26 protein-coding genes and 1 pseudogene are annotated in these 25,405 nt (G+C 62.1%); 10 read left to right on the top strand and 17 right to left on the bottom strand.

Annotation, left to right across the window (positions count from 1 at the left end; genetic code table 11):
- From HFO99_RS32625 to HFO99_RS32615, 3 genes and pseudogenes are all read left to right on the top strand, one after another.
- Window positions 1-191: pseudogene (locus tag HFO99_RS32625) on the top strand (IS110 family transposase); the annotation flags it as partial.
- 298 nt (window positions 192-489) lie between these two features.
- Entirely contained in the window at window positions 490-2,082 is a 1,593-nt protein-coding gene (locus HFO99_RS32620; protein ID WP_222365702.1) for an ABC-F family ATP-binding cassette domain-containing protein, read from the top strand.
- A 686-nt stretch (window positions 2,083-2,768) separates the two neighbouring features.
- On the top strand, window positions 2,769-4,313 hold the full coding sequence (locus HFO99_RS32615) for an ABC-F family ATP-binding cassette domain-containing protein (RefSeq protein WP_222365701.1): 1,545 nt from the start codon (window positions 2,769-2,771) through the stop codon (window positions 4,311-4,313).
- Window positions 4,314-4,519: 206 nt separating this feature from the next.
- Here the strand turns inward: HFO99_RS32615 and HFO99_RS32610 are convergent, their stop codons facing one another.
- The 3 genes from HFO99_RS32610 to HFO99_RS32600 all read right to left on the bottom strand — a co-directional run bounded on the left by HFO99_RS32610 (window position 4,520) and on the right by HFO99_RS32600 (window position 6,602).
- Window positions 4,520-5,299, bottom strand: coding sequence for a VOC family protein (locus HFO99_RS32610; protein ID WP_222365700.1), 780 nt, complete (start codon window positions 5,297-5,299; stop codon window positions 4,520-4,522).
- A gap of 76 nt (window positions 5,300-5,375) precedes the next feature.
- On the bottom strand, window positions 5,376-5,843 hold the full coding sequence (locus HFO99_RS32605; protein WP_222365699.1) for a DUF1579 domain-containing protein: 468 nt from the start codon (window positions 5,841-5,843) through the stop codon (window positions 5,376-5,378).
- Window positions 5,844-5,873: 30 nt separating this feature from the next.
- Window positions 5,874-6,602 carry a DUF899 domain-containing protein gene (locus tag HFO99_RS32600; RefSeq protein ID WP_222332737.1) on the bottom strand — a complete coding sequence of 243 codons (729 nt, stop codon included), beginning with the start codon at window positions 6,600-6,602 and terminating at the stop codon, window positions 5,874-5,876.
- Window positions 6,603-6,690: 88 nt separating this feature from the next.
- On the opposite strand from HFO99_RS32600, the gene HFO99_RS32595 reads away from it, so the two are divergent.
- Window positions 6,691-7,137 (top strand): MarR family winged helix-turn-helix transcriptional regulator, encoded by a 447-nt coding sequence (locus HFO99_RS32595; protein WP_222332736.1) that lies wholly within the window; start codon window positions 6,691-6,693, stop codon window positions 7,135-7,137.
- 89 nt (window positions 7,138-7,226) lie between these two features.
- On the opposite strand, the gene HFO99_RS32590 is transcribed toward HFO99_RS32595, so the two are convergent.
- Window positions 7,227-7,649 carry an organic hydroperoxide resistance protein gene (locus HFO99_RS32590; RefSeq protein WP_003546481.1) on the bottom strand — a complete coding sequence of 141 codons (423 nt, stop codon included), beginning with the start codon at window positions 7,647-7,649 and terminating at the stop codon, window positions 7,227-7,229.
- A gap of 338 nt (window positions 7,650-7,987) precedes the next feature.
- On the opposite strand from HFO99_RS32590, the gene HFO99_RS32585 reads away from it, so the two are divergent.
- Window positions 7,988-8,476 (top strand): MarR family winged helix-turn-helix transcriptional regulator, encoded by a 489-nt coding sequence (locus HFO99_RS32585; RefSeq protein ID WP_017963463.1) that lies wholly within the window; start codon window positions 7,988-7,990, stop codon window positions 8,474-8,476.
- A 54-nt stretch (window positions 8,477-8,530) separates the two neighbouring features.
- Here HFO99_RS32585 and HFO99_RS32580 read toward each other — a convergent pair whose 3' ends face one another.
- The 10 genes from HFO99_RS32580 to HFO99_RS32535 all read right to left on the bottom strand — a co-directional run bounded on the left by HFO99_RS32580 (window position 8,531) and on the right by HFO99_RS32535 (window position 16,988).
- Window positions 8,531-8,755 (bottom strand): hypothetical protein, encoded by a 225-nt coding sequence (locus HFO99_RS32580; RefSeq protein WP_017963462.1) that lies wholly within the window; start codon window positions 8,753-8,755, stop codon window positions 8,531-8,533.
- A gap of 228 nt (window positions 8,756-8,983) precedes the next feature.
- Window positions 8,984-9,223, bottom strand: a complete 240-nt coding sequence (rpsU, locus tag HFO99_RS32575; RefSeq protein WP_003546477.1) for a 30S ribosomal protein S21 — start codon at window positions 9,221-9,223, stop codon at window positions 8,984-8,986.
- Window positions 9,224-9,297: 74 nt separating this feature from the next.
- Entirely contained in the window at window positions 9,298-9,582 is a 285-nt protein-coding gene (locus tag HFO99_RS32570; RefSeq protein WP_017963461.1) for a hypothetical protein, read from the bottom strand.
- Window positions 9,583-9,746: 164 nt separating this feature from the next.
- A complete protein-coding gene (locus tag HFO99_RS32565) occupies window positions 9,747-9,956 on the bottom strand; it encodes a cold-shock protein (RefSeq protein WP_003546468.1) in 210 nt (69 codons plus the stop codon).
- A 304-nt stretch (window positions 9,957-10,260) separates the two neighbouring features.
- Window positions 10,261-10,995 (bottom strand): L,D-transpeptidase, encoded by a 735-nt coding sequence (locus tag HFO99_RS32560; protein ID WP_164578462.1) that lies wholly within the window; start codon window positions 10,993-10,995, stop codon window positions 10,261-10,263.
- Window positions 10,996-11,171: 176 nt separating this feature from the next.
- Entirely contained in the window at window positions 11,172-11,978 is an 807-nt protein-coding gene (locus HFO99_RS32555) for a L,D-transpeptidase (protein WP_164578461.1), read from the bottom strand.
- A 111-nt stretch (window positions 11,979-12,089) separates the two neighbouring features.
- Entirely contained in the window at window positions 12,090-13,010 is a 921-nt protein-coding gene (locus tag HFO99_RS32550; RefSeq protein WP_222332735.1) for an alpha/beta hydrolase family protein, read from the bottom strand.
- A gap of 163 nt (window positions 13,011-13,173) precedes the next feature.
- A complete protein-coding gene (locus HFO99_RS32545; RefSeq protein ID WP_222332734.1) occupies window positions 13,174-14,799 on the bottom strand; it encodes a cisplatin damage response ATP-dependent DNA ligase in 1,626 nt (541 codons plus the stop codon).
- 229 nt (window positions 14,800-15,028) lie between these two features.
- On the bottom strand, window positions 15,029-16,039 hold the full coding sequence (locus tag HFO99_RS32540) for a ligase-associated DNA damage response exonuclease (RefSeq protein WP_222365698.1): 1,011 nt from the start codon (window positions 16,037-16,039) through the stop codon (window positions 15,029-15,031).
- An 85-nt stretch (window positions 16,040-16,124) separates the two neighbouring features.
- On the bottom strand, window positions 16,125-16,988 hold the full coding sequence (locus HFO99_RS32535; RefSeq protein ID WP_222365703.1) for an alpha/beta fold hydrolase: 864 nt from the start codon (window positions 16,986-16,988) through the stop codon (window positions 16,125-16,127).
- A gap of 111 nt (window positions 16,989-17,099) precedes the next feature.
- On the opposite strand from HFO99_RS32535, the gene HFO99_RS32530 reads away from it, so the two are divergent.
- Entirely contained in the window at window positions 17,100-18,071 is a 972-nt protein-coding gene (locus HFO99_RS32530; protein WP_222365697.1) for a glycerophosphodiester phosphodiesterase family protein, read from the top strand.
- A 50-nt stretch (window positions 18,072-18,121) separates the two neighbouring features.
- On the opposite strand, the gene HFO99_RS32525 is transcribed toward HFO99_RS32530, so the two are convergent.
- Window positions 18,122-20,419, bottom strand: a complete 2,298-nt coding sequence (locus tag HFO99_RS32525) for an EAL domain-containing protein (RefSeq protein ID WP_222365696.1) — start codon at window positions 20,417-20,419, stop codon at window positions 18,122-18,124.
- Between the two features lie 250 nt (window positions 20,420-20,669).
- Between HFO99_RS32525 and HFO99_RS32520 the strand changes: the two genes are divergently transcribed.
- A complete protein-coding gene (locus HFO99_RS32520) occupies window positions 20,670-22,037 on the top strand; it encodes a TIGR03808 family TAT-translocated repetitive protein (protein ID WP_222365695.1) in 1,368 nt (455 codons plus the stop codon).
- Window positions 22,038-22,135: 98 nt separating this feature from the next.
- Complete coding sequence (locus HFO99_RS32515; RefSeq protein WP_222298686.1) at window positions 22,136-22,801, top strand: glutathione S-transferase family protein; 666 nt, start codon at window positions 22,136-22,138, stop codon at window positions 22,799-22,801.
- Window positions 22,802-22,804: 3 nt separating this feature from the next.
- On the opposite strand, the gene HFO99_RS32510 is transcribed toward HFO99_RS32515, so the two are convergent.
- The gene (locus HFO99_RS32510; RefSeq protein ID WP_222365694.1) at window positions 22,805-23,701 is read right to left on the bottom strand and encodes a LysR substrate-binding domain-containing protein; all 897 of its coding nucleotides are present in this window, start codon (window positions 23,699-23,701) and stop codon (window positions 22,805-22,807) included.
- A 162-nt stretch (window positions 23,702-23,863) separates the two neighbouring features.
- On the opposite strand from HFO99_RS32510, the gene HFO99_RS32505 reads away from it, so the two are divergent.
- Together HFO99_RS32505 and HFO99_RS32500 are read left to right on the top strand one after the other, a co-directional pair.
- Window positions 23,864-24,064 (top strand): hypothetical protein, encoded by a 201-nt coding sequence (locus HFO99_RS32505; protein ID WP_222365693.1) that lies wholly within the window; start codon window positions 23,864-23,866, stop codon window positions 24,062-24,064.
- A 38-nt stretch (window positions 24,065-24,102) separates the two neighbouring features.
- Window positions 24,103-24,468: an MmcQ/YjbR family DNA-binding protein gene (locus tag HFO99_RS32500; RefSeq protein ID WP_222365692.1), complete on the top strand. Its 366-nt coding sequence runs from the start codon at window positions 24,103-24,105 to the stop codon at window positions 24,466-24,468.
- Here HFO99_RS32500 and HFO99_RS32495 read toward each other — a convergent pair.
- Window positions 24,453-25,073 (bottom strand): glutathione S-transferase family protein, encoded by a 621-nt coding sequence (locus HFO99_RS32495; RefSeq protein WP_222365691.1) that lies wholly within the window; start codon window positions 25,071-25,073, stop codon window positions 24,453-24,455. The genes HFO99_RS32500 and HFO99_RS32495 overlap by 16 nt on opposite strands.
- Window positions 25,074-25,405: the final 332 nt, after the last annotated feature.

Here is a 25,405-nt window from a genome sequence, read left to right as displayed (position 1 = left end):
AGAGCCTGTTCATGTGCGCCTTCACGGCAACCCGGCACAATCCGGATCTGGCCTCCTTCTATGCGCGCTTGCGCAGCAACGGGAAGCAACACCTGTGCGCCGTCATAGCCGTCGCCCGAAAACTCATTATTCTCGCCAACGCCATCCTCATCCGAAAGACCGAATGGACGCCACAGTACCGGCAAAATTGAAACATGGTTGCTCCCCGTAAACGGGGCGAAGGGACATGCCGCGCCCTCTCCGCTTCCACCTCGCTCTCGCAGGGCACGTCCCCTCGCCCCGTTTACGGGGAGAGGGTTAGGGTGAGGGGCAATCTCAGGACGAAGCCTGCCGAGGAAAGCGGGCGGTAAGTCGGCTGCTTTGCCTTGAACCGGCAGCCTTTATTCCCTAAATTACCTGCCATCGACCATTTCAACAGGATGTGTGCCGCAATGGATTTCAACCCGATCGCAACGCCAGTTCGCCTTGCCAACGGGGAAATCCATATCCATGCCCGCATCCATCACTCTCTCGCAAATTTCATGGTCCGCGCCTGACGGGCGACCGCTTTTTTCCAATCTCGACCTGAGTTTCGGGGCCGAGCGTACCGGTCTCGTCGGGCGCAATGGTGTCGGCAAGACGACGCTGCTCAAGCTTGTCTCCGGTGAACTCCAGCCGCATTCGGGGACGGTATCTGTCGGCGGCAGTCTCGGCGTGCTGCGGCAGAGCGTTCAGGTGACGTCTGACGAAACGGTTGCCGATCTCTTCGGCGTGACCGACGCGCTCGCTATTCTTCGCCGTGCGGAAGCCGGCGAGGCAACGGCCGACGAGCTGGCATCCGCGGACTGGGTGCTGGAGGCGCGCATCGCCGCAGCACTTCATCGGACAGGGCTCGACGCGCCGCCGGAGACGCCGCTTGCGGCACTCTCCGGCGGGCAGCGTACCCGTGCCGGGCTTGCGGCGCTTGTTTTCGCCGAGCCGGACTTTCTGCTGCTCGACGAACCCACAAACAATCTCGACCGCGAAGGCCGCGACGCGGTGATCGCGCTGATGTCAGGTTGGCGGGCCGGCGCCATCATCGTCAGCCATGACCGGGAACTGCTCGAAAGTGTCGACGCGATCGTCGAACTGACGTCGCTCGGAGCCACGCGCTACGGCGGCAATTGGAGCCATTATCGCGAGCGGAAGGCGCTTGAGCTCGCGGCGGCACAGCATGATCTCACTGAAGCCGAAAAACGCATGGCCGAGGTTGCAAGGAAGGCGCAGGCGATGGTGGAGCGTCAGGGGCAACGGGACAGCACTGGACGGAGGATGGCCGCCAGAGGCGGCATGCCGCGTATCATGCTCGGCGGCATGAAGGAGCGGAGCGAGGCGACCGGCGGCGACAATGCCCGCCTCGCCGAACGCCGGCGCGCCCAGGCACTGGAAGAGGCAACAGCGGCGCGGGAGAAGATCGAGATCCTCCAGTCCTTGTCGGTCACCCTGCCGCCGACCGGGCTCGCCGCCAGCAAGATCGTGCTGAAGATGGATGGCGTGACATCGGGCTACCCGCCTGATGATCCCGTCATCCGCGATCTCTCCTTCGATGTTACGGGACCGGAGCGTATCGCGGTCACCGGCCGCAACGGCTCGGGCAAGACGACCTTGCTGGCGCTCGTTACCGGCGCGCTGAAACCCTGGGCCGGCACGGTCAGCGTCATGACCGACTTCTCGATGCTCGATCAGAAGGTCAGCTTGCTCGATCCGTCGGCCTCGATCCGCGACAATTTTCGCCGGATCAATCCGCTAGCCGATGAAAATACCTGCCGGGCGGCTCTTGCCCGCTTCATGTTCAGGGCCGATGCGGCGCTGCAGACGGTATCAACGCTGAGCGGCGGGCAACTGCTGCGGGCGGGCCTTGCCTGCGTTTTGGGCTCGGCACCGCCGCCACTGTTGATCCTCGACGAGCCGACCAACCATCTCGACATCGACTCGATATCAGCGGTCGAGGCAGGACTGCGCGCCTATGACGGCGCGCTGCTGGTGGTCAGCCACGATGAGACGTTCCTCAGGAGTATCGGGGTAACGCGGCGGCTGGAACTGCCTGGCGACCCGGTCGGGTGATTTCGGGGTTGGGTAGCGTGCCCATCCGTCTGCCGCCACCTGTCCGTCCCCACTCGCCTCCCGCATGGCAAGTCCCCTCGTCCCGTTGTTTTCGAGGGGAGCGCGGCATCCTCCAACGTCCCTCATCCTGAGGCGCGCAGGCCGAAGGCCGAAGCCTCGAAGGACACGCTCGGCGCTGCTCCTTGAATCCATTAACCGCCAGCGCACCCGCCCCGCACTTCGAGGCCCTTACAGGGCAGCTCAGGGTGAGGCTCTCGTGAGCGCCGAACCAGCATCACTCAGCCACCAACGGCACATAAGCGACAGCGGAGTTTGGAGGACGCGTTTCGGCCAAACTCGCCTCCGGCGCGGTGACCAGAAATCGGCGTGCCTGCAGTTCTCTTGCCTCTTTTTGCGGGCAATGTTATTTCCATCCCGCAAACTTTCGAGAAAGGAGGATCACGCAATGCAATATTATTTTCGGTTTAATCGCCAGCGTGGTCCCGTCAACGCCCTGCAAATGCGTTTGCAGGGCTGACCAGAGACCGTTTCTCGACATCTCTTCCTGGTCTGCCCTTCGTGGCCAATGCGGCGCCGTAGATGACAGCGCGTATTCCTCTCATTTACCGGGTCCGAACCGCGCAATCCCGTGATGGCTGAATGCCCCGGATCGCATTCGAATACCCGGTCCAGACCAGAGAACGATCATGACACTCATCAATATCCGCAATCTCGGCGTGACGCTGGGCAATCCGTTGTTTTCCAAGCTCAATCTCGTCGTCAATTCAGGCGACCGCATTGGCCTCGTCGCCGCCAACGGGCGGGGGAAATCGACGCTGCTTGCCTGCATCACCGGCGCGCTGGAGCCGAGCGAAGGCGAGATCACCAAGGCGCGCGGGCTGACCGTCGGGCATGTCGCGCAGAACGTGCCACCTGCCCTTTTCGACACGCCGTTCTACGATGCGGTGCTGCAGGCGCTGCCGGCCGATCAGGCCGAAAGCGAGAGCTGGCGGGTCGACGTGGTGCTGGAATCGCTCGAGGTGCCGGAGGTCATGCGCGGCCGGCCGCTGAAACAGTTGAGCGGCGGCTGGCAGCGGCTTGCCATGCTTGCCCGCACCTGGGTCAGCGAACCCGACGTGCTTCTGCTCGACGAGCCGACCAACCATCTCGACCTCGAAAAGATCGCGCAGCTGGAGGGCTGGCTGAATGCGCTGCCGCGCGACGTGCCGGTCATCCTGTCCAGCCACGACCGCGCCTTCCTCGATGCGACGACCAACCGGACGCTGTTCCTGCGGCCGGAGCAATCGCCGGTCTTCGCCCTACCCTATGCCCGGGCGCGCGCCGCCCTCGACGAGGCCGACGCTTCTGAAGCCCGGCGCTACGAGCGCGACATGAAGGTGGCGGAGCAGTTGCGCAAGCAGGCGGCCAAACTCAACAATATCGGCATCAATTCCGGCAGCGATCTGCTCGTCGTCAAGACGAAGCAGCTCAAGCAGCGGGCGGAGAAGCTGGAGGACGCGGCAAAACCGGCGCATCTGGAGCGCTCGGCCGGCGCCATCCGGCTTGCCAACCGCAGTACCCATGCCAAGGTGCTGGTGACGCTGGAGGATGCGGCGGTGACGACGCCGGATGGAACGCTACTGTTCAAGACCGGCCGGCAGTTCGTCTGCCAGGGCGACCGCATCGTGCTGCTCGGCCTCAACGGCGCCGGCAAGTCACGGCTGGTGTCGATGCTGAAACAGGCGATTGATAGACCGGAGACGGCGCGCGACAGCATCAAGGCGACGCCTTCGCTGGTACTCGGCTATGGCGACCAGGCGCTCGCCGATCTTGCCGACACCGACACGCCGATCGGCACGATCATTCGCCGCTTCGATGTCGGCGACCAGCGGGCCCGCGCCTTGCTGGCCGGCGCCGGCATGACGATCGACATGCAGGCAAAACCGATTGGCCAGCTCTCCGGCGGCCAGAAGGCGCGGCTGGGCATGCTGATGCTGCGGCTGACGGAACCGAACTTCTATCTCCTCGACGAGCCGACCAACCACCTCGACATCGAGGGACAGGAGGCGCTGGAGAGCGAACTGATGGCGCACGAGGCAAGCTGCCTGCTGGTCTCCCATGACCGCAGTTTCGTGCGGGCGGTGGGAAACCGGTTCTGGCTAATCGAGAGGAAGCGGCTGGTGGAGGTGGAAAGTCCGGAAGGGTTTTTTGCTTCGGTTGGGGCTGAACGGGTGGTGGGATCAGGAGCGTAACTGTTATTGACGGTGTGCCGTGCAGCCCCCTCATCCGCCCTACGGGGACTGCCGGGGCTGAGCCACCATCTCGACCCGTCCTTCGGACCCCCGAGGGGAGAAGAGGGAATCGAGACGTTGCCAGGAGTCTCTTCTCCCCTCGGGGAGAAGGTGGCGGCAGCGGGATGAGGGGGCCGCACGGCACGCCGCCGACAATGCGCTAAACCCTACCGCTTCGGTGCCACCAGGCAGAAGAAGGCGCCTTGCGGGTCGGTGGCCTGGATGATCCAGCTGCCGCCGGGGACTTCCATCGGGCCGTGGACGACCTTGCCGCCGCCTGATGTGAGGCGTTCGATCGCGGCATCAAGGGTCGGCACGATGAAATAATAACACCAGAACGGCATCTGGATGTTTTCCGGCTTGGTCATCATGCCGCCGATCTGCTTGCCATTGTGGGCGAAGAGATAATAGACGCCCATCGGGCCCATATCGAATTCGCTGTCTTTCGTCCAGCCGAACCGCTTGGAATAGAAGGCCAGCGCCTCTTCGCCATTGCCGGCGTAGAGTTCGCGCCAGCCGATATTGCCGGGCGCGTCGACAGCCAGTTCCGGCATGGGCTTGTCCATCGGCGCCGGCGTCATGATGCAGAGCACCGCGCCATGCGGATCGGCGACGACGGCGAAGCGGCCGATGGTCGGGATGTCTTCCGGCGGACGGCGGACCGATCCGCCATTGGCGGCGAAATCCTTGGCCGACTGGTCGACATCGTCGACGTCGACATACCCCGTCCAGTTCGGCGGAATGCCCTTGCCCTCGAGTTCGGCCGGAAATTCCATCAGGCCGGCGACGCCGATGCCGTTCGCCTCGAAGATCGTATAGGTGGGCATGCCCTCCATTTTCATTTCGGAGGTGGTCCAGCCGACGACCGAGCTGTAGAATTTCGCGGCGGCTGATGTGTCGGGGGTCATCAACTCGCACCAGATGAATTTTCCATGCGTCTCAGACATCATACTCTCCCTATTTCGACGCCCCTCTTCCGAGGCCTCATACGAGGCCCCTTTTCGAGGCTGAGCGCCGTGATTGTCAGATCCTGCGGGCGTGTTGCGCTTCCATGAACTGCTTCCAGGAGCCATCCGGCTGCCTGGTGCTGGAGATAAAGGTGCGGTGATCGGCATCGACGAAGATGATCTGCTCGCGGTAATCGGCAAGGCCCTCGCCAGTGAAGTCGGGACCTCTCGTATAGAGGTCCAGCACATTGCCTGACGCGTCGACCTCGCCCTCATAGACCCACATATAGTCCATCATGCTGCCGATCCAGCTGCCGATGTACTTGCCTTTTGCGGCGTTGTAGCCGAGCGTCAGGATGCTGGTGGCCTCCTTGCCATCCGGCATGCGGCCGGTTCCTTCGGCGACGAACCAGATGCCGTGCAGCGAGCGGACGGTCTCGGTCCAGGGTTCGCCGCCCGTCATGTCGGCTGCGGTGACGGTCCAGTCGCCGATCAGTCTTTCCAGGAAGGAATGTTCCTTCAGCACTTCAGCGGTCTTCATCATCTCTTCTCCCTTGAGTGATGGTGCCCTATGTCAGTGACAGCAGGATGGCGCCTTCGGGGTCTCCTGGTATTCGTCGTGGCGGCGCACGAAATTCATCGTGCTGTCCTCGTTGCGGCCCTTCGGCGCGCGGTCGAGGATCATCAGGGTGCCGATCAGTTCTTCCGGGCCGCGGGCATAACTCGAATAGGTATGGAAGACCTCGCCCTTGTCGTTGCGGTAGAAAGCGCTGAGGCCCGGCAGTTCGTCATTGGCATCGGCCGGCTGCATAGGCGTGAAATTGTAGAAGACCTTGTCTTTGGCAAGGTCCTCCGGGCTGAAAGAAACGTGATAATCGAAATTAAAATCGCTGCCGAAGGAGGAGACCCAGGGAAATTTCCAGCCCATGCGCTGTTTATAGGCGGCGATCTTGTCGAGCGGCGCGCGCGAAACGGCGACCCAGGTGACGTCGTGATGGTTCAGATGCGGCAGGGCGCCATCGACATGATCCGACAGGAAAGAGCAGCCGGTGCAGCCGGCATCCCAATCCGGGCCGAGCATGAAATGGTAGATCAGCAGCTGGCTGCGACCGTCGAAGAGATCGGCGAGAGACTTCCTGCCCTCCGGCGTTTCGAAGACATAATCCTTGTCGACCTTCACCCAGGGCAGCGCCAGCCGGGCAGCGTTGACGCTGTCGCGCAGCCGCGTCGCCTCCTTCTCCTTTGCCAGCAGGGCACGCCGGGCTTCGAGCCATTCTTCGCGGGAAACAACCTCATTCTGCATGTAATGCGCCCTCCTCCGGCGCTTGCCGGTGAAGCCGGCTCATCTCCTTCTCCTTGACTAAATACATTGATATCAATAGAAATGAAGCATGTCAAATTCGATCGAGATTCCATTTTCCACGACGCTGATGGTGCGCGACACCTGCCTCTGCCTGCATGTGCAGCGGGCGGCGCGCGCGCTTGCCCGGCTGTTCGACGACGCGCTGAGGCCGGCCGGGCTGACCAATGGGCAGTTTTCGCTGATGATGTCGCTGAACCGGCCGGAGCCGCCGCCGATGGGACCGGTCGCCGCCCTGCTCGCCATGGACCAGACGACGCTGACGGCGGCGCTGAAGCCGTTGCAGCGCAAGGGTTGGGTGAAGGTAATGGAGAACCCGAGGGACAGGCGCGGCCGGCTGCTGAGCCTCACCACTGAGGGCAAGGCGGTGCTGGCAAAAGCACTGCCGATCTGGCAAAGCACGCATGCGATGATCGACGGAAACCTGCCGGAAGGCGGCGCCGCCCGACTGCGGCAGGATCTGCAGGCGCTGTCATGATGGCGGCCGAAACGCCGAAGCCAGCCGGATAGTACCCGGCCGGCAGATGGCGGCAGCCGAATATGGCCACCAAGTTTTTAATTCGATGATCAGGCAACGGTGACCGGAACCTCGGTCGAGGTGCGCATGGCGTGGCTGTAGGGGCAGACGATGTGGGCTGCGGCGGCGAGCTTTTCAGCGGTTTCGCGGTCGAGACCCGGGATGTTGACCGTCAGCGCCACTTCGATACCGAAGCCGCCGCCATCTTCACGCGGGCCGATGCCGACCTTGGCGGAGACCGTCGTATCTTCCGGAATCTTGACCTTCTGCTGACCCGCGACAAATTTCAATGCACCGAGGAAGCAGGCAGAATATCCGGCAGCGAAGAGCTGTTCGGGATTGGTGCCGGTCGCACCGTCGCCGCCGAGTTCCTTGGGAACGGTCAGGGTCACGTCCAGAACGCCGTTTTCGGAAACAGCGCGGCCTGCGCGGCCGCCGGTGGCAGAGGCTTTGGTCGTATAGAGAATAGGCATGACGATCTCCTTTGATTGGCCCTTCGATCGGGTTGGATTTTTAATATCGCGCAATTAAATTCTACGCAAGTGAATTTTGCAAATTGCATTTCGAATTCGAAAGGAGGACAATCTGGCCTTAGAACAGGATGATTTTAAGCTGCATCGGCCTAAAATCTGAATCCTGTTCTCAATTAAAGAGTTAGAGCACGATGCCGCCCGAAAACCGCGCACACTTTTCGGCATCATGCTCTAGAGCAATTCCAGCAAAACTGCGCGGCGGTTTGCGCCCGGAATTGCGTGAAAACAAAGGGATAGAGGATTTCCGTGATTCGAAGAAAAATGGAAATGCTCTGGGGATTATGGATATGAGAGCGCAAACGACGAAGACGATGGAGATACCGGAAGAGGAGAAGCGGCTGGAAAAGCAGTTGTGCTTCGCGGTCTACGCGACGGCGCATGCCTTCACCCGCGCCTACAAGCCGATCCTCGACAGGGTCGGCCTGACCTATCCTCAATATCTGGTGATGCTGGTGCTGTGGGAACGCGGCGAGCTGCCGGTGAAGATGATCGGCGAGCAGCTCGACCTCGATTCCGGCACGTTGTCACCGCTGCTGAAACGGCTGGAACAGGGCGGGCTGATCAAGCGCATCCGCGACCTGCGCGACGAACGGCAGGTAATCGTGTCGCTGACCCCAAAAGGCCAAGCGATGAAGGGAGAGATCGATACGATCATGACGGCGATCGGGCAAGCCGCAGGCTGCACGCTTAAGGAAATGGCCGAGATGCGCGACATGCTGCATCGGCTGCGGGGCAATCTCGGGCGGACCGGCACGGGCGACGGCTGAACGCATCACCCGTTAGAGCCGGCACCCGGTAGAGCCGGCGGGCGCGCCGAGAGATCAGGGCTGCGGCTTAGCCGGTGACCGGCGCTTCTTTGCAGGCGCCACCTTAGGTTCGGCCTCGGCCTCCTGCTGCAAACGCAGCGCCTTCAGCTTCTCCGTCTTCTTGTCACGGGCCGATGCCTCGGCGGCGATGATGGCGCGCGCCGTGTGATCGGTCGCTTCCGCCTTGTCGCGAGACGACAGCTTGGCAGGATTGAAGAATTCTCCCTTGGTGGCGGTCATGTGCCCCTTTCCCAGGTGATGGCGGCGCTGTCGCATAATTCCTTAAATCGGAATCGGTTCAAGGAATTATGCAAAAATTCGAAGTGCTACAGCGCCCTTTGCGCGCCTGAAAAGACGCGCGGCGCTGTAAGCCACGGCTCGACGGCAGAAACCCCATGATTCACGGCTGAACCGTGATTGCACGGTTGGGCCGTGATGCCACGGTGGGGCCGTGATGCCACGGCCGGATTAGCGGGTCGGGCGGAGAACCTTCTTCGGTGCCGGCAGCAGACCTTCGCGCTGCAGCTTCTTGCGGGCGAGCTTGCGCTGGCGGCGAATGGCCTCGGCCTTTTCGCGGGCGCGCTTCTCGGACGGCTTCTCAAAGGCGCTGCGCGCCTTCATTTCCCGGAACAGGCCTTCCCGCTGCATCTTTTTCTTGAGCACGCGGAGCGCCTGATCGACATTGTTATCTCTGACAAGTACCTGCAAAACGATATCCTTCCTGTCGCGGCGGCCGCCGCACTGTCCAAATTAAAAACCCGGGCCAAAATAAAAACCCGGGACTACTTCCCGATTTTGATGCTCGAAAACTTCAGCCAGGGCTCGGCGCCGTCGGACTTGGCCGCCGCCTCGGGGGAAGCCCTCGACGGAGTTTCACCGGTATCGATGTCGGCCTCAGTGATGCGGCGCTCGAAATTCTCTGCGTCGAACTGGACGCGATATTGCACATGCCCATGGTCGTTGGGCAGGATGCTGGAGATCCGGCACCGCTTATCGGCTTTCGCCGTGCGGGTGAGGCCGGATTTCAGCACGATCATGTCGCCGACTTTATAGTTTTGTCTGCCCATTTCAGCGTTCCTTCGACTCTTCGGCTGCTCAATCTGCCGCTCACAAGGCCTGCGCAAAGCAAAAAGGCCGGGCTCGAACCCGACCTCTTCCAGTCACTCAGCCCGCTGCCAGTTTGGTCAGCCCGCTGCCAGTACATCCGTGGTCAGCGTAGGCGAATGACAAATTATGCGGCCTGAAGATTGTCAGCCGAATTCTTGCCGGACTTCTTGTCGCGGACGAGATCGTAGCGGATCTTCTGACCTTCAACGAGTTCGCGCATTCCGGCGCGTTCAACCGCTGAGATATGGACGAAAACATCCGTAGAACCATCATCGGGCTGAATGAAGCCAAAACCCTTGGTGCCATTGAACCACTTGACGACGCCTGAATTCATAACGATCTCCTTTTCAACGGTTTGTGTTCGCCTGCGGAATAATCCCCGACAAGCCGTATCGATGTTGAGAGGATATCTGACGGAGCGCTCAAGCGCGTGGACAAAGGTCGCAAGCAATTCGATACGCACCATGTAGGATATTTACCGAATTAAGCAATGGTATTTCGGAAAATAATTCTCTTGCGGGCGCAAAATGAAGCTCTTGCCCGGGGGCAAAGCACCGCTTGCCTGGGGCAAAGCAACTACTTGCCCGGAGCAAAGGGATTGGTCCGAGGCGGCCGGATCGCGACCGCCTCGGTGAAAATTACTGCCAGACGACGATCGGCGCCTTTGTCGGAACGCGGTCGTAGAGATCGATAATATCCTGGTTGAGCAGCCGCACGCAACCCGACGAGACAGCCTTGCCGATCGAGCGCCAATCCGGATTGCCGTGCAGGCGGTAGAGCGTGTCCTCTCCATTCGAGAAGATATAGAGCGCGCGGGCGCCGAGCGGGTTCTTCAGACCCGGCTCCATGCCGCCGTTGTCGATCGAATATTTGACGAGTTCCGGCTGGCGAGCGACCATCTCGTTCGGCGGCTTCCAGCGCGGCCATCTCTGACGCCACTGGATGACGCCCGACCCCTGCCAGGCGAAACCCTCGCGGCCGATGCCGACGCCGTAACGCATTGCCATGCCGTCACCCTGGACGAGATAGAGGAAGCGTGACGGCGTATCGACGACGATGGTGCCGGGGGCCTGGCCGGTAGGATCGACGACGCGCTGGCGATAATAGCGCGGATCGATCTGTTCGTAGGGAACAGCGGGAATGAGAAACCCGCCGTCCTCGACGGGGCCATACATGACGGCAAGCTCGGCCCCGCTCGGTACGCTCGACGTTCCCATCGATTGGAACAGGCGCATGGGAGAACGATAGATGATCGTCGTATCGCCTGATGTCACCGTGTTGGCTGAAGAGGCGCAGCCGGTAAGCGCGGAGGCTGCGGTCAATGCCGAAAAGGAAAGAAAGCTGCGGCGGGAAAGGTGTCTATCGAAGCTCATGACGCGGGACTGATTTCCTTTGATGCGGGAAGCCGGACGAGACATCGGCTAAACCGATGATTCGTCCAATGCCGGTAACGACAATAGGAAATCTATCGGCTTGCGCTAAATAAACCATAGCTTCACGCAGACGTGTCCGATCCGGAGCGGACGATATGGGCTGCGCTGTTGCAGCGCTACATCACAACGATCTCGGCCCTGGCAGGAATGCGGCTATAAAGATCGATGACATCCTGGTTCAGCATGCGTACGCAGCCCGACGAGGTGGCCTTGCCGATCGACTGCCAGTCGGGGGTGCCATGGACGCGGTAGAGCGTATCCTGCCCGTCCTTGTAGATATACATGGCGCGCGCGCCGAGCGGGTTCATCAGTCCCGGATTCATGCCGCCATTTTCCGCCCCAAAGGGACGAACCTCAGGCTGGCGCGAAACCATTTCGACCGACGGCGTCCAGCGCGGCCATTTCTGCTTCCACTGGATGACGCCGCGGCCGGACCAGGCGTAACCGTCGCGGCCGAGGCCGACGCCGTAGCGCATCGCCTTGCCGTTGCCCTCGACGAAATAGAGGAAATGCGCCTTGGTATCGACGACCACGGTGCCGGGACGCTCGGCCGTCTGATAATCGACCTCCTGGCGCAGGAACTGCGGCTGCACGCGACTGACCGGGATTGCCGGCAGGGTGAAATCCTCGTCACGAAGCTCACCATACATCGCCATATGCACGGGATTGGTAACCGGCAGGCCATAGGTCTGGTTGAACTGTGTCTGGTAGAGCTCGCGCGTCTGCGGCACCGGCTGATCGGGGATCGGCCGCACCCGGCGCGGATCGACGCCGGGAGGCTGATAGAAGACCGGCGAGGTTTCCTGGACGAAGCGGGCCGGCGAATCGGCGGCGACGTCGGGAATGAGGATGTTGCAGCCGCTCAGCGACGCAACTGCAATCACGAGCCCGGCAAGCGGGAAGACCCGGCGCAGTAAATTCATGGAACCACCCTTATCAACGATCGGCGAGACAGCGATATCTGCCGGAACGATGGCATCCGCGGCTGGCGCGAGGCTGGTGTTGAGGTGGGAAAGCTGGGGGCGGCTGGAAATTCAGGCCGCCACCCCATGGAAAAAGCGGATGCTCTGTTCGATCTCGGTCGGCAGCGCCGATGTGTGGTTGCCGGCGACGGTTTCAGTCTCGATCTGAACGCCGGCGCCGCGGGCGCGGCGGGCCAGCAGATCGGCGCGATCGTTGAAATGCGGCTCCTCCGTACCGTGGACGACGCGGACCGGACATTTGAAGCTGTGGGCGTAGCACAGCGCCGAACGCACCTCGAATTCATGCGTATTGCTGTCGTCGAAGCGGATATCCTGCGGATAGCGGTTGAAGAAGCGGAAGGCGTCGGGGTTGCCCGAAATCGGCGCGGCGGCGCGGAATTTGTGGGTGGTCATCGCCGTCAGCATGGTCAGCGTGCCGCCGATGCTGTGGCCGGCGATGAAGAGGCGTTCGGGATCGACACCCGGCAGATGCGCCAGGCGCTCGGTGGCAGCGAGCACGTCGTCGACCTCGTCGTAAAAGCCGGAGAAATTGCCCATCTGGCCGTTTTCGCCGCGCAGCGACGGCATCATCACGACATAACCGGCATCCATATAGGGTTTCATCAGCTGCCAGTGGCCGATGCCCATGGCATTGCCGCCATGCAGGAAGAGCACGGCAGGTTTGGCGGCGCGCTCGCGCTTGTATTTCGAGACCCAGGCCGCCAGTTCCAGCTCGCCGTAACCGGAACGGTAGAAGATCTTGTCGGCATCGGCAGGCGCATTCAGCGATTCGTATTTGTCGGGCGCCGGGCCCTTCTGCAACAGCTTGGTGCGGAAATGGTGGCGGACCTTGGCGTAGTCGTGCTTGGCAAGGCGCGGCTCATCCGGGACATCGAAAGCTGCCGCCATGCGCGGCAGGACAAATGCACCGGCAAGACCCGCCAGAACGGCACGGCGTTGATGGACAAAGGAATTTTGTTCACGCGAGCTCATAACGCAGCATCCATCATTTCCCCGGCCATTCTAAATGAGCACGATGCCGTCCGAAAACCGCTTATACTTTTCGCCATCATGCTCTGGAAAATCTGCACCGGAAGATCGCTGCCGCCAATACACTTCGTGTTGAAAATATTGCCCTGCGTCATTTTGCGCAGCATCACGCCGGCTTGGCCTCGATCATGGCGATCAGCGTGCGCAGCCGGTCTGCCTCGTAGGAGGGTTTGTCGGGGCGGAGGCGGGCGATGCGGGGGAAGCGCATGGCGACCCCCGACTTGTGCCGGGCCGAGCGGTTGATGCCCTCGAAGGCCACTTCGACGACGAAGCCGAAATCCTTGTCGGCGCGCACGGCCCGCACCGGGCCGAAGCGCTCGGTGGTATTGTCACGCACGAACTTGTCGAGCACCTCGAGTTCGGCATCGGTGAAGCCGAAATAGGCCTTTCCCACCGGCACCAGCTGTTCGCCGTCCTGGTCATCGGCCCAGACGCCGAAGGTGAAATCGGAATAGTAACTGGAGCGCTTGCCGTGGCCGCGCTGGGCATACATCAGCACCGCATCGACATTATAGGGGTTACGCTTCCACTTGAACCAGGGACCCTTCATGCGGCCGGCCTGATAGACGCTGTCGCGGCGCTTGATCATCACGCCTTCGATGACCGGATCGGGCGGGGCGGAACGCAGAGCGTCGAGCTCTTCCCACGACGAGAACGGCACGAGCGGCGAGAGATCGAAACGGTCATGGGGGGCGCGGTCGATGATCTCGGTCAGCCGGCCGCGGCGATCGATATAGGCAAGACCGCGAACATCTTCCTCATCGTCGAAGAGCAGGTCATAGGCGCGGATGAAGGCGGGATAATCGCCAAGCATCTTTACCGTCACCGTCTTGCGGTTCAGGCGCTGCTGCAGGTCGGAGAAGGTGCGGGTCGGGCTGTTGGAGCGGGCAGTGCCGCCGACCAGCAGTTCGCCGTCGACGACACCGGAAAAATTGATCGCGTCGAGAACATCGGGAAAGGCGCCTGAAATGTCGTCGCCCGAGCGGGAATAGATCTTGCGCCTGTCGCCGGAGCGGGAGAGCTGGACGCGGATGCCGTCCCATTTCCATTCAGCGGCGTAGTGGGCCGGATCAAGGCCGGTAAGGTCGCCCTCCTCCACCGCATTGGCGAGCATGACGGAATGGAAGATCGCCGGTGTGGCCAGCACCGGTTTTTCGCCGCCACCTGCCAGCCATTCGAACAATGTCTGATAAGGCGGCTGCAGGCCATGCCAGAGGGTTTCGATCTCGGTGACGTCCTTATCGCCGAGATCGGCCATCGCCTGCTTGGCGAGGCGAGCGGAAACGCCGATGCGCATGGCGCCGGTCGCCAGTTTGATGAAGGCGAAACGACCGGACGAATCCAGCCGGTCGAGCAGGTCGCGGACGAAGCTGCGCACTTCTGTGCGGCCGAGCGCATTCATGCCGGTAACGACCTCGCCGAGACGCGGCTGGGCGAGCGCTGCGCGGTCGATATCCCTCTCATTGTCCCAGACGAGCGAGATGGTTTCGGCGAGATCACCGACATAGTCATAGGAATAGCGAAACAGCACCTCGTCCAAACGCTCCAGCACCAGCTCACGCAGCATGGCGGGCTTGACGTTGCGCACCTCCAACGTGCCGGCGATGGCGGCAAGGCCATAGCCGCGGTCCGGATCGGGCGTGTCGCGGAAATAGTCGGTCAGCAGCTTCAGCTTGCCGTTGCGGCTGGGGGTGAGCACCAGGCGGTCGAGGAGGTCGGCGAAGGCTTTCATGGGCGCCTCCCGACTCTTGAGGAAGACCCCTCCCCAACGGCGTATGGAAAAGGCCCCTCCCCAACCCCTCCCCACAGGGGGGAGGGACTAAGCTGTGGCACCGCCTCGCAAACCAACAAGCCGACCGCATGCTCCGCGCTGGAAGATGAATGCAGCGAGGAGCCCGCGTTAAGCCCCTCCCCCTTGTGGGGAGGGGTTGGGGAGGGGTTTTCAGCATGAGACTCCATCCTCAATCGCCCTCGTCCTCATAACCCACCAGATGCAGCGGTTTCGCCTTGATTCCCTGCAATTGGCACCAGCGCACCAGGGCCTCCTCGCGGCCATGCGTCACCCAGACCTCGGCCGGGTGCAATTCCCGGATGGTTTCCGTCAGTTCCGGCCAGTCGCAATGATCGGATATGACGAGCGGCAGTTCGACGCCGAGCTGTTTGGCGCGCTGGCGCACCATCATCCAGCCGGAGGCGAAGGCCGGAAGCGGCTCGTTGAAGCGCCGGGCCCAGCGGTCGGCGAAGGCCGATGACGGGCCGATGACGACCGCCCCCTTGAAGGCGGATTTGTCGCGGCTTTCGATCGTCGCCGGCTGCAGTTCGCCGAGATCGATGCCCTGCTCGATGTAATAGTCGCAGAGTTTTTCCATGGCGCCGTGGATATAGATCGGTTCGGCATAACCGGCATCGCGCAGCAGCCGGATGACGCGCTGGGCCTTGCCGAGCGCATAGGCGCCGACGAGATGGGTGCGCTCGGGAAATTGCCTGAGCGATGCCAGCAGCTTGGCCGTCTCCTCCATCGGATCGGGATGATGGAAGACCGGCAGGCCGAAGGTCGCCTCGGTGATGAAGACATCGCAGGCAACCGGCACATAGGCCGCGCAGGTCGGGTCGGGGCGGCGTTTGTAGTCGCCGGAGACGACGATGCGGGTGCCGTTCTTCTCGATGGCGATCTGGGCAGAGCCGAGCACGTGACCGGCGGGATGAAAGCTCACCTTGACGCCGTTGACCAGCAGTTCCTCGCCGAGGGCGGCGACCTGCTCGCTGGCGCAGAAACCATCGCCGTAACGCAGGCGCATGATGTCGAGCGTCTGGCGGGTGGCAAGCACGTTCACATGGCCCGGGCGCGCGTGATCCGAATGGCCATGGGTGACGAGCGCCTGCTCGACTGGCCGTACCGGATCGACATAAAAGCCGCCTTCCGGACAATAGATCCCCTCCGGGGCGGGATAAAGCAGCGCATCAGGTCTCATGAAACGAGAGATAGCGGGAAATGGCCGCGAGGCCAGAGGGCGGGAAGAAGGGACTGTGGAATGGACCGCGGCTCAACCGCGATCGTCATGAAATGTCCTTTTGTATTGGCGCAATTCCGGATGCAAGAGCGCCGCGCACTCTTGCTGGAATTGCCACCCCGTCGAGAAAGCTGACCACCGCCGCGTTGAACTCAGCCGGCCGCTGCAGCGGCGCGAAATGGCTGACACCTGTGAGATAGATCATCTCGGCGTTCGGAATGCTGCGGGCAAGATATTCGGCATGGTCGGGCTTGATGAATTCGTCGTGCTCGCCAAGGACGATCGCGACCGGCAGGCGGATCAGGCCCAGGTCGGCGGCCTGATAGTTCGGCTCCGTCCGCATCATCAGGCTGACCGCCTCAACGAAGGGATTGAAATCGTCCGGAGTGGCGGACAATGCGGCATAATCCCTAGCATGGCGGCTGAAGCAACGGTCGATGACCGGGGTGGGCATGAATTCCCGCGTGCCGCTCGGATCCATGTTGCAGGCGAAGAAGAAGACGCCCTCGACACGGGACGGCGCCGTCATGGCGAGAATCAGAGCGATGCAGGCGCCGTCGCTCCAGCCGACGATCGCCGCCTTGTCGAGATGCAGCTCATCCATGACGGCGAGCACATCTGAAGCCATCAGCTCATAAGTATAGGGACGGTCATCGCGGCTGCTTCTTCCGTGGCCGCGGCTGTCGATCAGCACGACACGCCGGCCGCTGCGCAAGAGAGCCGGGACCTGATAGCCCCAGTTGCCGCTGTTGCCGAGGCCACCATGCAGCAGGATGACAGGAGGGCCGGCGCCGTAACTCGCATACCAGATGCGGGCGCCGTCATGCGCGATATGACCATCGACCGCTGCCGGCGGCAAGGGGGCGGCGCCGTGCGCTTCGAAATGGATGAGGTCGTCGTCAAATTCCATAGCGATCAGACTCATTGGCGTCGCAGCATAGAAAAACCGGAAAACAGCCCAAGAACAACCGGAATCGCTTTCTAGCACTTGCTCGTCGATACAACCAGAGGGGGATCAACTTTGGGCAGGAAGCTTTTCTATTGTGCGGCGGCAATCGCCGTCGCCGCTGCGGGCATCTACCTCAACAATACCAGCCTGCTGGCGCAACATCGGCCGGGAAAACCGGTGCTGCTTGCGCATCGCGGCATCGCCCAGCGGTTCGACGAAACCGATCTCAACAACGACACCTGCACGGCGAGCCGCATGCTGGCGCCGAAACACGACTATCTCGAAAACACACTTCCGTCGATGCAGGCAGGCTTTGCGGCGGGCGCCGATATCGTCGAGATCGACGTGCATCCGACGACGGACGGGCAGTTCGCGGTTTTTCACGACTGGATGCTCGATTGCCGCACCGACGGGCATGGCGTCACCCGCGAGCATTCGATGGCTGAGATGAAGAGGCTCGACGTTGGCTATGGCTATACCGCCGATGGCGGCAAGACTTTTCCCTTTCGCGGCCGGGGCGTCGGCATGATGCCAACCCTAGCCGAGGTACTCTCAACCTTTCCGGATCGGCGCTTCCTGATCAACGTCAAGAGCCGCGATCCCTCCGAGGGCGAAAAGCTCGCCGCCGTGCTCAACGGACTTTCCCGAGAAAGACGAGCCGAAATCATCGTCTATGGCGGTGACGAGCCGATCGACGTGCTCAGCCGGCTGGCACCCGATATCAGGACCGCCTCGCGCAAGAGCATGAAGGGCTGCCTCACCGGCTATATCAGCTATGGTTGGACCGGCCTGCTGCCGGCCGAATGCAAACATGCGATGATGCTGGTGCCGATCAATATCGCGCCGTGGCTCTGGGGCTGGCCGGACCGTTTTCTCAACCGGATGCAGGATGCCGGGACCGAGGTCTTCGTGCTCGGCCCTTATAGTGGCAGCGATTTTTCCACCGGCATCGACGACCCCTCGCAACTGGCGCGGCTGCCGCCAAACTATGCGGCGGGCATATGGACGAACGAGATCGAGGCGATCGGCAAGCTTGCGAAATAGAAAGACGTCGCATCGACCTGATCGATGCGGCGTCCTTCGGGCGACATGTACTAGAGACTGCGCGCCCGCAGCAATGCCGGGATCTCCTCCGGGGAGACCGGCTTGGAGAAGCGGAAGCCTTGCGCCTCCTCGCAGTGCGCCTGGCGCAGGAAATCCATCTGGGCGTCGGTTTCAACGCCTTCGGCGAGAACCGAGAGCTTCAGCGTCTGCGCCAGCGAAATGACGGCCGAGGCGATGGCGACGGCGGTCTTGTCGCCCGGCAGGGCCTCGACCAGCGAACGATCCATTTTCAAGCGGTCGAAGGGGAAGGTCTTCAGCGCCGCCAGGCTGGAATAGCCGGAGCCGAAATCGTCGATCGACAGGCGGACGCCCAGCCCCCGCAGTGTTTCCATCATGGCGAGCGCGCGTTCGGCATCCTGCATCACCACGCTTTCGGTGACTTCAAGCTCCAGCCAGCGGGACTGCAGGCGGTGGCGCTCCAGCGCTTCAGTGACATGGGTTGCGAAATCCGGATCGGCGAACTGCTTGGCAGAGACGTTGACGGCGATCGTCAGCGGCGTCAGGCCCAGGTCCTGCCAAAGCCGTGCCTGGCGGCAGGCCTCGTTCAGCACCCAGAGACCGAGGGAAACGATAAGGCCGGTCTCTTCGGCAAGCGGTATGAAATTAACCGGCGGCACCCTGCCCTTTGCCGGATGGTTCCAGCGCACCAGCGCCTCCAGCCCGGTGATGCGGCCGGTGGCGACATCGACCTGCGGCTGGTATTCCAGGAACAACTGCTGGCCAGTGATCGCCTGGTGCAGTTCCTCCTGCTCGCCGAGCGGCATTCCCACAGGCGTGCCGCCGCCATCGTGATGTTGCAATGTATTGCGACCGAACTCCTTGGCGCGATACATGGCGCGGTCGGCATTGGCGAGAAGCTCTTCCGAGGTCGCTCCATCGAAGGGGAAGGCGGCAACGCCGATGCTCGAGGTGACAGTGATCTCGCCGTTCGCACCGCGGATCGGCCGGTTGATCGCCTTCTGCAGATCGCGAAGGCGGCGCGTGATGCCGGCATCGTGGCTCGACTGGTGGACGAGCACGACGAGGAATTCGTCGCCGCCGAGACGCACCACCATATCGGACGCCCTGACGCTGTTGGCCATGCGGGCGGCGATCTCTTTCAAAACCTCGTCGCCGGCGGCGTGGCCGCGGCCGTCGTTGATGTCCTTGAAATTGTCGAGATCGATATAGCCGACGGTCACCTTGCGGTTGTTGCGCCGGGCCTGGTCGAGAATGCTCGCCAGCCGTTCCTTCAGGAAAGCGCGGTTCGGCAGGCCCGTCAGATCGTCGTGATGGGCCATGAAATGGATGCGATCATCGACGCGCTTGCGCTCGATGGCGATGCCGGCGATATGGGTGGCGAGCGCCACCAGCGTCATCTCGTGCTCGGTGGGACGGCGGACTTCCCTGGAATAGAGCGCAAACGTGCCAAGCACGTTGTTCTGTGAGGTGGCGATCGGCGTCGACCAGCAGGAGCGGAAGCCGAACGGCGCGATCAACGCGCGAAAATCTTCCCAGAGCGGATCGCTCATTACGTCCTCGACGATCACGGTCTGACCGCGCCACGCGGCGGTGCCGCAGGAGCCGACCTTGGGCCCGATCGTGACACCATCGATCAGGCGGCTGTAGCCGCCGGGCAGATTGGGAGAGGCGCCGTGATAAAGCCTCGTGCCCTCGCCGTCGAGCAGCAGCACCGATCCGTCAATCCCATCCAGCTGCGCCTCGATCATCAGCACGAGCGCCTCGAGGATCATCGGCAACGGCTCGTTGCGGGCGATCATTTCGAGCAGGCTCGCCTGGCCGCGATGCAGATCCTCCTGGCGCTTGCGTTCGGTGATATCACGGGAAACACCGATCAGGCCAACGATCTCGCCGCGATCGTTGCGCAGCGGTATCTTCGAGGTCAGTCGGCATATCGGCCTTCTGCTGCCGGGAAGGACGTAGGATTCCTCCATGTCGATGCGGGCTTCGCCCGTCGCGATGATCTGCTGCTCGATGTCGAAATGGCGGCACGCCGTCTCGAAATCGAACAGGTCGAAATCGCGCTTGCCGGTGATCAGTGCAGCGCTCTCCAAGCCAAGGCTGCTGGCGGTGACGGCGTTGGCGAAGACGAAGCGGCCGTCACGATCCTTGACGTAGAGGAAATCCGGAAGTTCGTGGAGGATCGCCTTGAGGCGCAGGTTCTCGATGCCCTCGGAAAGGTGGTGGGCAGTCGATGCCATCATTGCCTCCGTCGCGGCGACGATGCGTCGCGTTTCGGCCGTCAGGGCATCGGTTGATTCCCATCGCCTGGCACCCAATTCGCGCATGACGCCATTCCCCCTGCGGCCGAAGGCCGTATCCCGCACTCGCCCTAGAATTTCCCTTAAAAGTAGTCCTCATTTCCTTCGGCTTGCTTAAATGAAAGGGTGAACAAGACGACAATATAAGCGGCGAGATCCTGCCGTCAGCCTCGGTCATAACGGCAATTCATCCGCCTTTACCCAGCTTGCGCCGAAAGAATACATGCCCGCCTGGCACGTTTCCTGCTACGGACGCGTTGTAACAAGAGATCCCGGGATGCCCTCACGCCGCGACATGCTTCTCTTTCTTGCCGCCTCGGCCGTTGCGGGAGCGGCAACGCGCGCGCTTGCCTCGCCGCTGACGGCGACCGCTCAGCCTGATCTGCGCGGGGCAATCGACGGCGTGGAATATCGCGCCACTCCCGAAAGCGGCGATCGCAAGACCCGCAACCTGCAGCAGATGATCGAGCAGGCGGCGCGCGAGAACGTGCCGGTTTTCCTGCCGCCCGGCACCTACCGGGTCTCCAATCTCACTTTGCCAGATAATACGCGCATCACTGGCGTGCCCGGCGCCTCGCGGATCGTCTATACCGGCGAAGGCCATCTGTTTGCGGCCGAGAACGTGCGGCGGATCGAGCTTTCCAATATCGTCATCGACGGCGGCAACCGCTGGCTTGGCGACTATGCCGGCGGGCTGTTGCAATTTGCCGGCGTCGACGAGGTGCTGATCGACAATTGCGAGATCGGCGGCAGCCGCAAGCACGGCCTGCAGCTGGAGCGCTGCGGCGGGCGGATCGAGCGCAGCCGCATTTCGGGGGCTGCCCAATCGGGGCTTTACGCGGTGGACTCCACCACCCTCTCGGTCACCGGCAACACGGTTTCGGATTGCGGCAATGGCGGCATCCTCGTACATCGCTGGAAGAAGACGGAGGACGGCACCGTTGTCTCCGGCAACCGCATAACCAACATCCGCGCCAATGATGGAGGCACCGGGCAAAACGGCAACGGCATCAACGTCTTCCGCGCCGACGGCGTGATGGTGGTGGACAACCACATCTCCGACTGTGCCTTCACGGCAATCCGCGCCAATTCGGCCTCGGACATTCAGATCAGCAGCAACCAGTGCCGGCGTTCCGGCGAGACGGCGATCTATGTCGAATTCGCCTTCGAGGGTGCCATCGTTTCCGCCAACATGATCGACGGGGCGGCAAACGGCATTTCGATCGCCAATTTCGACGAGGGCGGGAGGCTGGCGAGCGTAACCGGCAATGTCGTGCGCAACCTGACGCTGCGCGGCCCCTATCAGCACGAGGTCGGCTTCGGCATCGGCATCGCGGCAGAGGCCGACACGCTGATTTCAGGCAATGTGATCGAGGGAGCGCCGCGCTGGGGGCTGCAAATCGGCTGGGGTCCGTATCTGCGCAACGTTATTGTGACAGGCAATGTCGTGCGCAAGGCGCCTGTGGGATGCGCCGTCTCGGTCGCCGATGGCGCCGGCACCGCCGTCATCACCGACAACATCTTCCAGGAGATCACCGAAGGCGCGGTTTTGGGCTTTCAGTGGGAGAAGAAGGTCTCCGGCGAGATGGCAGGCGGCGGCTCGCCTTATGCGCAGCTGACCGTAGAGCGAAACCGTATCTCCTGAAGGCCATCAAATGCTTTCATCATCCCATCAGCCACAAGGACTTTTCCTACGCCGATCCGGCATTTACGGTCTCTCGGACACATCGAGGGGATATGGACATGCTGACAATCTACGGGGTCTATCGATCGCGCGCCTCCCGCGTCTATTGGATGGCGGAGGAGCTTGGGGTCGAATTCCGCTCGGTGCCGGTGCTGCAGGCGAGACGGCTGGCAGATCCGCTCGCGCCCGAGGCGCCGCTCAACACGCACTCGTCGGAATTCATCGCCGTCAACCCGATGGCGCAGATCCCCAGCATTCGGGATGGCGACCTGGTCATGCACGAGTCGCTGGCGATCAATCTTTATCTCGCGCGTAGATATGGCGGACCGCTTTCCGGTCAAACCGTCGAAGAAGACGGATTGCTAACGATGTGGACGGTCTGGGCGGCTGCGGAGGTCGAGCCGCATACGGTGAAGATCGTGCTGACCTATGATAACGGGCTCGAAGACAGCGAAGGCGGTCAGCAGACGATCGCGGTTTCCTGCCGCTCGCTGCGCAGGCCGCTGGCGGTTCTCGAAGGCCATCTTGCCGGCCGGCAGTGGATCGTCGGCGACCGCTTCACCGTCGCCGATCTCAACATCGCCGAGGTGCTGCGCTACGCCCAGACCGAGGCGGCGCTTTTCCAAACGCATCCGAATATCAAAGCCTGGATCGAGCGCTGCCAGTCCCGCCCGGCCTATAAGGCCATGCAGGCGACGCGCGGTAAAGAGCCGATCGAGATTTGAGGGCTACTGGAAGAGCGTGAGGGTGCCAGCCATTTCCTCTCGGATCCAGGCCTTGAAATCCTTGACCTTCTTCGGCTCGCGCGTGCCTTCAGCGGTGACGAAGTAATGACCGAAGCCGGTCGGCGCGCGAATGCCGAAAGGGGCGGCGAGCCGGCCTTCAGCAAGAGCAAAGGCGGCAAGGGTCTGCCAGGCGAGCATGACGCCCTGGCCGGCAATCGCCGCATCGAGGCAGAGCGAGGCATCGTTGAAGACGTGACGGGTCGAAAGCGTAGCACCCGATAGTCCGACCTCACGCATCCAGACCTCCCAGGTGAACATGGCATGGCCATCGATGATGGCAGGCAGTTGGAGGATATCGGCGGGTTCTTTCAATGTCGCCGCCATCTCCGGGGAACAGACGGGAAAGACCTCCTGTGCCAGCAGCAGTTCGGCCTTCACATCTGGCCATTTGCCGCTGCCGACGCGGATACCGATATCGACGTCGCAAAGGGCCGGATTGACGAGATTGGTGGTTGCATCCAGCCGCAGCTTGATGTCGGGATGACGCTCGGCGAAGCGATCGAGCCGATAGACGAGCCAGCGGGCGGCGAAAACCGGCGCCACCGAGATCGTCAGAATCGTATCGTCCTTGCGGCTGGCGATCGACACCGCCGCCGAAAGACGGGCAAAACCCTCGTCGAGTGCCAGCAGCACCGGCCGGCCGGCTTCGGTGGCGACCATGCCTCTGGCGGTGCGCTCGAAGATCACCTGACCGAGCTGGGCTTCGGCCTTGATCACCTGCTGGCTGACGGCGCCGACCGAAACGCCGAGCTCGTCGGCAGCGGCCTGGAGCGAGCCGAGACGGCCAACGGCTTCCAGCGCGCGCAGGCCGTTGAGATGGACCATATTCAAGTTCTTCATATAGTTTTTCTATAGCGCTTCAGCGTTATTCTCAATTGAAAATCTGCCTGTTGAGGCCGATATTGCAAGCATAGGTAATCCATTCGAACGCAATTGCGGAATGGCAGAGGCGAAAACCGCCGCGCGATCACGTCCGCGCCACTGAAGAAAGCGAGGCATGCCATGTCGTTGCTGAAGTTTTTCTTGAAGCCCGTCCTTCATCTGGGCAATGCGGAAATTGCCGATGCCCCAACCTGGAAAGACGATCCGTTGCGGCACCCCGAGGTCGAGCGCATGTCGATGCGCGAAATCGCCGATCTGCCGCTCGGGATGCAGGCCGGTTTCCAGGCAGAGGCCAAGCCGCCGCTGGCGAAATGCGCGTGAAAATATGATAGCTTCGCCCTGACAGAAAGGGCGGAACCATGGCCGGCGATGTCGATGCGATCTTCGAACGCCTGAAGCGGCTGGCGGCGGAAGCCGGGCTGACTGACGTCGAGGAGAGCACCTCCTACGGCAATCCGGCGCTGAAGGTCGGCGGCAGGAGCTTCGTTGCGGTGAAGAACGCCGAGACGATCGTGATCTCGATTTCGCTCGACGATAAGGATCACCTGCTGGAGATGGCGCCCGACGTCTATTATCAAACCGATCATTATGTCGGCTGGCCGCATTTGCCGGTGCGCGCCGCGCTGATCGGCGACGAGGAACTGCGGTTGCGGCTGATCGGCGCATGGCTGTTCCGGGCGCCGAAGAAGCTTGCCGCCGGATTTAAGGATCAGGCCCGATCGTAGGCCAGCGCCCGCTGCACAGCGGGACGCTGCAGCATGCGGGCGTGATGGTCGCTCGCCTTTTCGAACCGGGCGGGATCGACGCCGTCCGACGGCAGCCAGTCGGTCATGACGAAGAGATAGGGATCGGCGAGCGAATAGGCTTCGCCCATCACCCATGGGCCTTCAAACATCGTCTGCTCGATCAGCATGAAACAATCGGCCATATTCCCAGGCACCTTGGCCTTCATCGCCTCGATTGCCGCCGGCTCGTCCGCCCAGCGGGAGCCGCGCGGGCGATGGGCATGGTTCACATGCGCGGTCGAGCAGATGTAGCTGTTGAAGGACTGGAGCCTGGCAAATTCGAAGGCATCGTCAAGCGGCGCCAGCTTGGCGGCCGGCGCGCTCTGGGCGATATAGCCAAGGATCGCCGGCGTTTCCGTCAACACGCCATAATCGGTGACAAGTGCCGGCACCCGCCCCTTCGGATTGATCTTCAAATAGTCCGGCGAACGCTGCTCGTCATCGCGGAGGCTGATCTTCTTGACTTCGAAGGCCAGGCCGGATTCTTCCAGGGCAATGAGGCTTGCGAGCGCGCAGGTTCCCGGCGCGTAGTACAATGTCAGCATGGTTCTCGACTCCCTTTCGGCAAGGGTTATAGCGTAGCGGTCGGTGCGCCGGAACTGGGGAGATTGGGTTTTGATCGTCCTTTGCACACCAGGACAAATGGGGTGCGTTGAGCGCGAGCGAAGGGCAATGGATGGTGTGCCGTGTGGCCCCCTCATCCGCCTGCCGGCACCTTCTTGGATGACAAAAATGTAGGATACTAACGCTTCCGGGCGGGTGGCCGCCCGCCCGGAAGCTGGTTGTCGGATCGTCACCTTCTCAGTCGTTTGGGACTGTGGGGAGCAGGATCGCAACCGGCTCTTCATCTGGCCCGTGTGGTTGCAGGAACCTTGGG

The sequence above is a fragment of the Rhizobium leguminosarum genome (assembly GCF_019798305.1).
In the GTDB taxonomy this organism is placed as follows: Bacteria; Pseudomonadota; Alphaproteobacteria; order Rhizobiales; family Rhizobiaceae; genus Rhizobium; species Rhizobium leguminosarum_U.
Note: the sequence above shows the minus strand (reverse complement) of the source record. Positions and strands in the feature narration are given on the sequence as shown.